This window comes from Rhizobium sp. RHZ02, from assembly GCF_014851575.1.
In the GTDB taxonomy this organism is placed as follows: Bacteria; Pseudomonadota; Alphaproteobacteria; order Rhizobiales; family Rhizobiaceae; genus Rhizobium; species Rhizobium altiplani.
Map to the genome: position 1 here is coordinate 1 of NZ_JACUZX010000079.1, position 775 is coordinate 775.

A 775-nucleotide genomic window follows, 5' to 3' on the forward strand; every position below is an offset into this window, starting at 1 on the left:
GCAGGAGTGCAACCGCATGGACGAGCGTCTCAAATTCGTTGCGCGGGTTCTGGATGGCGAGAAGATAGCGGCGCTGTGCCGCGAATTCGGCATCTCCCGCAAGACCGGTCACAAGATCATCAGCCGCTATAACGACAGCGGTCTGGAAGGACTGACAGATCGATCGCGACGGCCTTACCGGCACGCCAATCAGCTTCCTTTCCAAATCGAGAAGCTGATTGTGCGGACCAAGCCGGACAAGCCCAACTGGGGCGCACCGAAGATCAGGGAGCGGCTGGCGCGGCTGTATCCGGATGTTCACACGCCGGCGATCTCAACCGTGCATGCCGTCCTCGACCGCAACGGCCTGGTCAAGCACGGTAGGCGGCGGCGCAACCGGGCTGAAGGAACAGCACTCTCCAATCCTGGGCTGCCCAACGACCTGTGGTGCGCCGATTACAAAGGCGAGTTCATGCTTGCCGATAAGCGCTATTGCTACCCGTTGACGATCACCGACTTCGCCAGCCGCTATCTTTTGGCCTGCGAAGCGTTGCACACGACCAAGGAAGTCTACGCCTTCACCGTTTTCGAACGCGTCTTCAAGGAGTTCGGCCTGCCCAAGGCGATCAGAACCGACAACGGAGTGCCTTTCGCTAGCCCCAACGGACTGTTCAATCTGTCTCGGCTCGCCGTCTGGTGGCTCAGGCTCGGTATCGACATCGAGCGCATCAAGCCGGGCAACCCGCAGCAGAACGGCCGCCATGAACGCATGCATCTGACACTGAAACTTGAGACA

General features: G+C 59.9%; 1 protein-coding gene. It reads left to right on the forward strand.

Annotated elements, in window-relative coordinates:
* Positions 1-16 precede the first annotated feature (16 nt).
* On the forward strand, positions 17-775 hold a 759-nt coding region (locus IB244_RS31580), incomplete at its 3' end, for a helix-turn-helix domain-containing protein (protein ID WP_192306988.1).